The following is a 7,217-nucleotide window of genomic DNA, read 5'->3' on the forward strand; positions in this document are numbered from 1 at the left end:
AATTCTAGATTGAGATCGATCTTTATGTATATTGTCCCAAACCTGTAGGGTTAATTGATAATATCCTAGTAAGATTTTATATAGTTAAGAAATATGTGCGATTCGTTGATACCTTATGCTCCCTAGTTTCTAGGGGATTCGGGTATCAACGAATCGCACATATTTCTTAACTATATAAAATCTTACTAGGATATTATCAATTAACCCTACAGGTTTGGGACAATATACATAAAGATCGATCTCAATCTAGAATTTGCGATGTCCTATTTTCAATTTGAATCCGATTTCGTCGGCTCTTTACAATGTATTCCGATGCAAGTACGAATGAAGCTAGATAACTGTGGGGTGAAACTTAAGTTAGTCCATTGGAATCAGTTCAGTCAAACGGAAAGACAAAAACTAGTGGATCTGCCCTGCGAAACAGAGTCGGAAACTCAAGCATATCGAGATTTTTTGCAGAATCTAATTGTCGAAAAAACAGGGCAACCAGCTAAAGAACTAGCGATCGATCCCCATCCCGCTTGGTTGAATACTTCCAATATTCCCAAAACGGTTTTAAATAAAGCCCATGCATCCCAAGTAGAAATTTCTCGACCGCAATGGTCTAAACTTTCTCCTGCCCAACGCTTTGCCTTGATCAAACTCAGTCGTCCCAGTCACGAAAACAAGAATTTTATTCCCGCTTTGCGAGAGTTTGGGATTATTAGTTAGATTCTGGAAAATTTCACGAGAGATCGCAAAATTGCTTTTAGTATTATTTTTGTATTACTATTGAACAAGTGAAATTTTAAGAGGTAAAACAAATTCATGAGCGTAATGGCAATGAAAGTAATTAGTGCGGGACAACATCCCAATGCTGATGCTTTACGCCTATATACAATGACGGGAGGAAATGCCGAGGTTTCCTCGGCTTATTCCACTCCCGTGTTGGAAGCACCAGAAGCAGATGAAGTACAAATTATTGCCAACTTAGATAATGTCTATCAAGTAGGAGATATTGTGGCTGTTGCCCTAGGGGGTGCGGTGCTTAAAGACGGGACTAAAATTAAGCCTAGCAAGTTACGAGGTTTATATTCTTATGGCATGGCTTTGGGAAAAGTCGATGTAGAAGTAGGAACAGATTTATCGGAGATATATTGTCAGCTACAAACAGCATCCTCCAGTACTCAATTGCCCTTTATTAAGTGGACGGATATTGAATTGCTGCACAACGTACGCAACGATCTTAAAATTTTGGGTAAAACTCCTGTTGTTACCTATCGCGCCAAGATTAAACTGCACGGTACGAATGCGGGGGTACAAATTACTTCCAAAGGGGAAGTCGCAGCCCAAAAAAGAACCCAAATTATTCAACCAAACAACGACAACGCAGGGTTTGCCACTTGGGTAGAAGCAAACAGAGAATATTTTCGTCAGTTAAAAGATAAAAGTAATTTAACGATCTTTGGAGAGTGGTGCGGTGGCAGTATCCAAAAAGGCGTAGCTATTTCTCAACTAAAGAGAAAAGTATTAGCTGTTTTTGCCATTCAATACGGTGGCGTGGCAATGGAACTTGCCAAGTTGGAAATACGCCCCGAAAAGATTAGGGAAATCTTACCCCAGCACCAAGATATTTTTGTTTTGCCCTACTATGGGGAGGCAATTACTCTAGATTTTGGCAATGAAACTCAATTAAAAGCTGCTGCGAATAGGATAAATCAAATGGTAGAAGCAGTAGAAGCGATCGATCCTTGGGTCAAAAAAACTTTCAAGATCGAAGGAGTTGGGGAAGGATTGGTCATGTATCCCGAAACTAACGATTTGGTTCTTAGAGAAGGCTATACAGAATTAATGTTTAAAGCCAAAGGAGAAAAACATCGAGTCGTTAAAAATAAGCAAGCAGTACAAATAGATCCAGAAGTAGCTCAAAGTATTGAAGAATTTGTAACTTTATTTGTCACTGAAGCTAGATTACAACAAGCACTAACCGAAGCTTGTAATGGGGAAGTTGATATTAAAAAAATGGGTCAGTTTCTTAAATGGATTTCCCAAGATATCCAAAAAGAAAGTACTGTAGAATTAGCAGCAGCTAATTTAACTTGGAAACAAGTTCATAAGTCAATTTCTAACGCTGCAAGGGTCTGGTATGCCAATTTAGTAAAGCTATAACTGAGCCTTGGCAGCAGTCTATAATAGTTAGGGATAGTCTGTTAATTGACAAGATTCAGCTAATCCTGACTATACAAAATATAAAGAAAATATTAATATAGTAAATGGACAAGAAAAATTGCTAGATAACAGCGAGATATATAAAGTTAGTTCATCTAGCCGACAAAAGTACATAGGCGAAAAAGCACAATATAGCTAATGCCTCTATTAATTTTAATTGCTGAAGACGATCCAGGAATTCGCGTAGCTGTTAGCGACTATTTAGAATTATCTGGATACTCAGTTATTACGGCAGAAAATGGTGAAAAAGCTCTATCAATGTTAGAGAAATATCATCCTCATTTGCTGATTTCTGATGTTAGGATGCCCAAAAAAAATGGCTATGAGTTGGTCAAAAGTATTCGTCAGTTACCCGAATATCGTTTGTTGCCAGTAATCTTATTAACCGAATGTAGCGAAACGACCGAACGCATTCGCGGTTATCAAGTAGGTTGTGATATTTATTTGCCCAAACCTTTTGAAATGGAAGAATTAGAGGCAGTCATTCGTAATTTATTAGAGCGATCGCAAGCCATTCATTCTGAATTAAAATTTTTCAATAGCGATCGCCATCCTAGCCCAAACTTAAATCCCAATCTAGAAAATACCGAACCACTCTCAAAGCTCCAAGCAATATCCTCAAAGCCCGAAGCAATATCAATCGAAAAAATTATCGATTTAACTACAAGAGAGCAAGAAGTCTTACAACTATTGATGAACGGTTATTCTAATATTGAAATCGGTCAGCATTTACATTTGTCTCATCGCACCATTGAGAAATACGTGAGCAGTTTGCTGCGTAAATCCGATACTAGTAATCGGATTGAATTGATTCGATTTGCTTTACACCACAATTTAGCTCCATTGAATTCTTAAGCTAAAACTCCTCATGCTAATTTGGGCACTGTTGCGATCGCGTCTGCCAATCAAATCGATCGGACTCGATTACGATTATCGCGATCTTAAATCGATAAAGCCGACAACCGCGATTGAGTTTGAATTGCCGTAATTGCTACCGTATTAATAATGTCGTCTACAGTGCAACCGCGACTGAGATCGTTGACGGGTTTGTTTAAACCCTGAAGCACAGGACCGATCGCTAGTGCGCCAGTTTCTCTTTGGACGGCTTTGTAAGTATTGTTTCCTGTATTTAATTCGGGGAAGATTAGCACTGATGCTTGTCCTGCTTCTTGAGAATTGGGCATTTTTTGCGAGCCAACCCCTAAATCTACCGCAGCATCATATTGAATTGGCCCTTCAATTTTTAAATCCGGTCGCCGTTGTTGGGCGATCGCAGTAGCAGTACGAACTTTTTCCACTTCTTCTCCCTTACCCGAACTACCAGAAGAGTAGGACAATAAAGCTACTTTCGGCTCTATGCCAAAAGCGATCGCCGTTTCCGCAGAGGAAATAGCAATTTCGGCTAATTGTTCGGCGTTAGGATTGGGATTGACCGCACAGTCGCCATATACTAGAACTCGATCTTCGAGACACATAAAAAAGACCGAAGAAACAATCGAACAGCCTGGTTTGGTTTTGATAAACTGCAATGCTGGTCTGAGGGTATGCTGGGTGGTATGGACTGCCCCCGATACCATACCGTCGGCATCTCCTGTATAAACCATCATCGTGCCAAAATAGGAGAGATCGAGCATATCTTCTCGCGCCCGTTCTCTGGTTAGCCCTTTGTGCTGGCGTAATTGATATAGTTGTTCGCTATAGGAATCCAGGTTTGCTGCTGTGGCAGGGTCGATAATTTGTATTTGGTTGAGATCTAAAGAAATGCCATTTTGATTAATAATGCGCTCGATTGTGGTTCGATTGCCTAAGAGGGTAATATCGACTATATTTCTACCCACTAGAAATGCCGTTGCTTGTAAAATTCTGACTTCATAGGCTTCTGGTAAAACAATATGTTGTTTTTGAGATTGTGCCTGTTGCAACAGATTGTAGGTAAACATTTTCGGGGTAATCCCTTTAGTTTTAATGGTGTTAATCTGCTGTTCTAACCGATTGAGATCGATATAGTTATCAAATAATTGAATGCTGCAAGTAATTTTTTCTCGATCGCTTGCCACTATAGAAGTATCAACTTGCTTAATTGATTCGGCAGTTTCATAAGTATCCGTAGGCAAAGATAAAATCGGTAGGGGATCGTAAAGTCCATCAATTAGCTTTCTAATGGAATCTTCTGGTTGTAGATCCCCAGATAGCAAAATTCCTGATAAGTGGGGGTATTTAACCGATTTATGCGCCTGTAGTAGCCCCAAAATAATATCACTGCGATCGCCTGGAGTAATCACCAGAGTATTTTCCTTAAGTCGAGTTAGTGCGTGTTCTAACTGCATGGCTGCGATCGCATAATTAACTGCCAGATTGTCCAGTCGATTAAATCCGTAGAGAACTTGGGCACCAAGCTGTTCGGCAATTTCCTTAACCCTAGGGCTACTTAATTTGGCTTCGTAAGGAATAGTCGCCAGTAAATAATCTTTGCCAAATTTATCTACTAGAGCTTGGGATAGTTCGGCTAATAATGTTGGCTTAACTTTATTTAAGACAATGCCAATTACTTGACATTCTTTTGCCAAATAAGATTTGAGAGACATTTTGACGGGTAAAATTGCCTCGGAGATATTGCGGCGATCGGCATTACCCAAGATAATTATCGGACACCCTAAATTTCTGGCAATTTCTGTATTAAGATTAAAATCAAAAGCCGATACTTGTTCTAAATAATCCGAACCCTCGCACAAGATAAAGTCATAGTCTACTTCTAAACTTTTATATTTGAAGATAATTTTGTCTAATACTTCATCGTAGTTGCCCTGACTAATTAATTCGTGGACTTCATCGGCATATAAACCAAAAGCGCGATCGTATTCTTGATTGAGGTCGAAATATTTTAGAATCAGGTTGATATCTTCATCTACTTTATGGTGGGATTGATTTCTAATTACGGGTCGAAAAAAAGCTACTTTGCTGGTTTTTCTCAGAATTAATTCAATAATTCCTAACGAGATTAGGGCTTTACCACATCCTGCTTCAGTCGTACTTATATAAAGAGAGCTAGTCATGTTTTTTTAATTAGGGTTTATTTTACTAACAGCTACTTTTTCTTGGGCAAGAATAACTTTTGAATTATATTTTTTAATATGTAAAATACTTTTTAATAGCTAATAATAATTTGGTTTTAAATCTGAAAATATTTCAGCTTAAAATATGTTTTGGCAAATATAATATAGCTTCTAATTCCTGGAAAGCAACAATTAAAATCTATTGTTTTGATTAAGAAAGATGTTGGGCGATCGTTTTTAAACTAAGGTCATGAAAAAATTACATGAATTTTAGCCTAACTATTTTTTTATGCTTAAGTCTAAATAGCTAATCTTAAATGTATCTCTTAGAATTACTATTTACTCTATTTCATTCATGGTTTTAGATTACTAAATTTATTTGAGTTATTCTGTATTTTTCGGCACACAGTCTGGTATGAATCTAATACATTTATCGTAGAACAAACAATTTAGCTTAAGAGAAATTTAAGTATAGAGCCAAATATGTTATTCTTTTTTGACTAAAAACTGAAATTAAGTTTGATTCATGGGAGCTACATCAGTTTTTCAATTGTCTGCTACTCTATTTGAAGTATAGTTAATACTATTTGAATCTACTTTTAGCGATCGCCCAACTTAAACTCATGACAGCATTTAACGAAGCAAAACGGCAAGCTATTGGACGTAACTTCTCTTTAGTGGTTGAATATTTAGACCGCAAATTTGGTAAAAGCCCCATACATCTTGTGGAATTACCTACCTACTATTACAAGGGAAACAAATCCAAACTAGAAGTAACAGTATATCCCAACCCTAAAATCGCTAAAGTAGATGTCAGAATAATTGGCTTAAAAAATTACGATCGAGAACCTGCTTACGAATGCAGTTACGATCTTGATGGATTGTCTATAGCCGTGTTTCAAAGAGCAATTGAAGATTTATTGTCGAGAATGGACTGACCTAAGACTATGAGTAACCAGAGTTTGGGCTAAGAAGATTTATTGGTTGTATTTACAGCCGTTTTCAGTTGAATAGCTCTCTGGGAAAATTTGCTAGTTCGTAGTTTTTAGTTTTTAGTTTTTAGTTCTTAGTTTTTAAAGTTTAATTATGTGGTCTACCCATGTGAAAAGCGCAGTAAATTTTTATCATACAGCGAAAGCCGATAAAATTATTAGAGTTATTGGCTATAAAGCGATCGCGATATGCCGAACAACAGAAACTAGGTCTACTACCCCACGATCCCCCACGTATGACTTTGATATTGTTTTCTGAAGCAATTCCCATAGAGCGATCGCCAGGATAATTTTGATAATTTTCATGCCAATCATCTGCGCACCATTCCCAGACATTACCGTGCAGATCGTATAAACCAAAAGCGTTGGGCGGAAACTTATTTACAGGAGTAGTAATTCTTCTGTATTCTCCTTTTGCCTCATTAGCATAAGTATATCGACCGTTATAATTGGCTACTTCCGAACTAATGGTTTGACCAAAATAAAAAGGTGTAATTGTTTTTGCTCTACAAGCATATTCCCATTGTACTTCTGAAGGTAATTGATATTGTTTGCCCGTAGCTTGAGATAATCTAAGACAAAATTCTCTGGCATCGAACCAAGATACATTTTCGACAGGTAAATCTTCTCCCGAGAATTTAGCAGGTTTTAAGGGCAAGTTTCTTTCAACTTGAGGTAATTGTGCTACTTGTTGCCACTGCTTTTGAGTTATGGGAAATTTAGCTAGATAAAAACTAGATAGATTAACTGAATGTTGGAGATTTTCCTGATTTGCCGACCCTGCGATCGCTAAACCGCCAGGAATTTCGACCATTTCTAAATTTACAGCGTTTTTCAGTTTACTGAGGTACATCTAACTTCTGCCTCGACCGAAAGTAAGGCGTTTAGTTAGCCGCAACTAGTCCTTTAGGGCTACCCCCTGCCTGCATGCGGACACACGAATGTCCTTTGCGCCTTAAAACGA

At 37.9% G+C, this 7,217-nt stretch carries 6 protein-coding genes; 4 read left to right on the top strand and 2 right to left on the bottom strand.

Translation table 11 applies throughout. From position 1 onward, the window contains the following. Positions 1 to 258 precede the first annotated feature (258 nt). The 3 genes from AC33VI_RS17260 to AC33VI_RS17270 all read left to right on the top strand — a co-directional run bounded on the left by AC33VI_RS17260 (position 259) and on the right by AC33VI_RS17270 (position 3,063). A complete protein-coding gene (locus AC33VI_RS17260) occupies positions 259 to 711 on the top strand; it encodes a nitrate reductase associated protein (RefSeq protein WP_491783500.1) in 453 nt (150 codons plus the stop codon). A gap of 96 nt (positions 712 to 807) precedes the next feature. Then, the gene (locus tag AC33VI_RS17265; protein ID WP_491783501.1) at positions 808 to 2,148 is read left to right on the top strand and encodes an RNA ligase family protein; all 1,341 of its coding nucleotides are present in this window, start codon (positions 808 to 810) and stop codon (positions 2,146 to 2,148) included. Positions 2,149 to 2,346: 198 nt separating this feature from the next. Further along, a complete protein-coding gene (locus AC33VI_RS17270; RefSeq protein WP_491783502.1) occupies positions 2,347 to 3,063 on the top strand; it encodes a response regulator transcription factor in 717 nt (238 codons plus the stop codon). Positions 3,064 to 3,149: 86 nt separating this feature from the next. Here AC33VI_RS17270 and pta read toward each other — a convergent pair whose 3' ends face one another. Next, positions 3,150 to 5,261: a phosphate acetyltransferase gene (gene pta, locus AC33VI_RS17275; RefSeq protein WP_491783503.1), complete on the bottom strand. Its 2,112-nt coding sequence runs from the start codon at positions 5,259 to 5,261 to the stop codon at positions 3,150 to 3,152. A 587-nt stretch (positions 5,262 to 5,848) separates the two neighbouring features. Here pta and AC33VI_RS17280 point away from each other — a divergent pair. Continuing rightward, positions 5,849 to 6,199, top strand: coding sequence for a hypothetical protein (locus AC33VI_RS17280; RefSeq protein WP_491783504.1), 351 nt, complete (start codon positions 5,849 to 5,851; stop codon positions 6,197 to 6,199). 142 nt (positions 6,200 to 6,341) lie between these two features. On the opposite strand, the gene AC33VI_RS17285 is transcribed toward AC33VI_RS17280, so the two are convergent. Continuing rightward, positions 6,342 to 7,106 carry a formylglycine-generating enzyme family protein gene (locus tag AC33VI_RS17285; RefSeq protein ID WP_491783505.1) on the bottom strand — a complete coding sequence of 255 codons (765 nt, stop codon included), beginning with the start codon at positions 7,104 to 7,106 and terminating at the stop codon, positions 6,342 to 6,344. Positions 7,107 to 7,217 lie beyond the last annotated feature (111 nt).

The sequence above is a fragment of the Waterburya sp. genome, from assembly GCF_058530065.1.

What these genes read in the sequence shown, in the direction of transcription:
- pta (WP_491783503.1), bottom strand. Translation starts at nt 5,261, where the DNA reads ATGACTAGCTCTCTTTATATAAGTACGACTGAAGCAGGATGTGGTAAA.
- AC33VI_RS17265 (WP_491783501.1), top strand. Translation starts at nt 808, where the DNA reads ATGAGCGTAATGGCAATGAAAGTAATTAGTGCGGGACAACATCCCAAT.
- AC33VI_RS17260 (WP_491783500.1), top strand. Translation starts at nt 259, where the DNA reads ATGTCCTATTTTCAATTTGAATCCGATTTCGTCGGCTCTTTACAATGT.
- AC33VI_RS17270 (WP_491783502.1), top strand. Translation starts at nt 2,347, where the DNA reads ATGCCTCTATTAATTTTAATTGCTGAAGACGATCCAGGAATTCGCGTA.
- AC33VI_RS17285 (WP_491783505.1), bottom strand. Translation starts at nt 7,106, where the DNA reads ATGTACCTCAGTAAACTGAAAAACGCTGTAAATTTAGAAATGGTCGAA.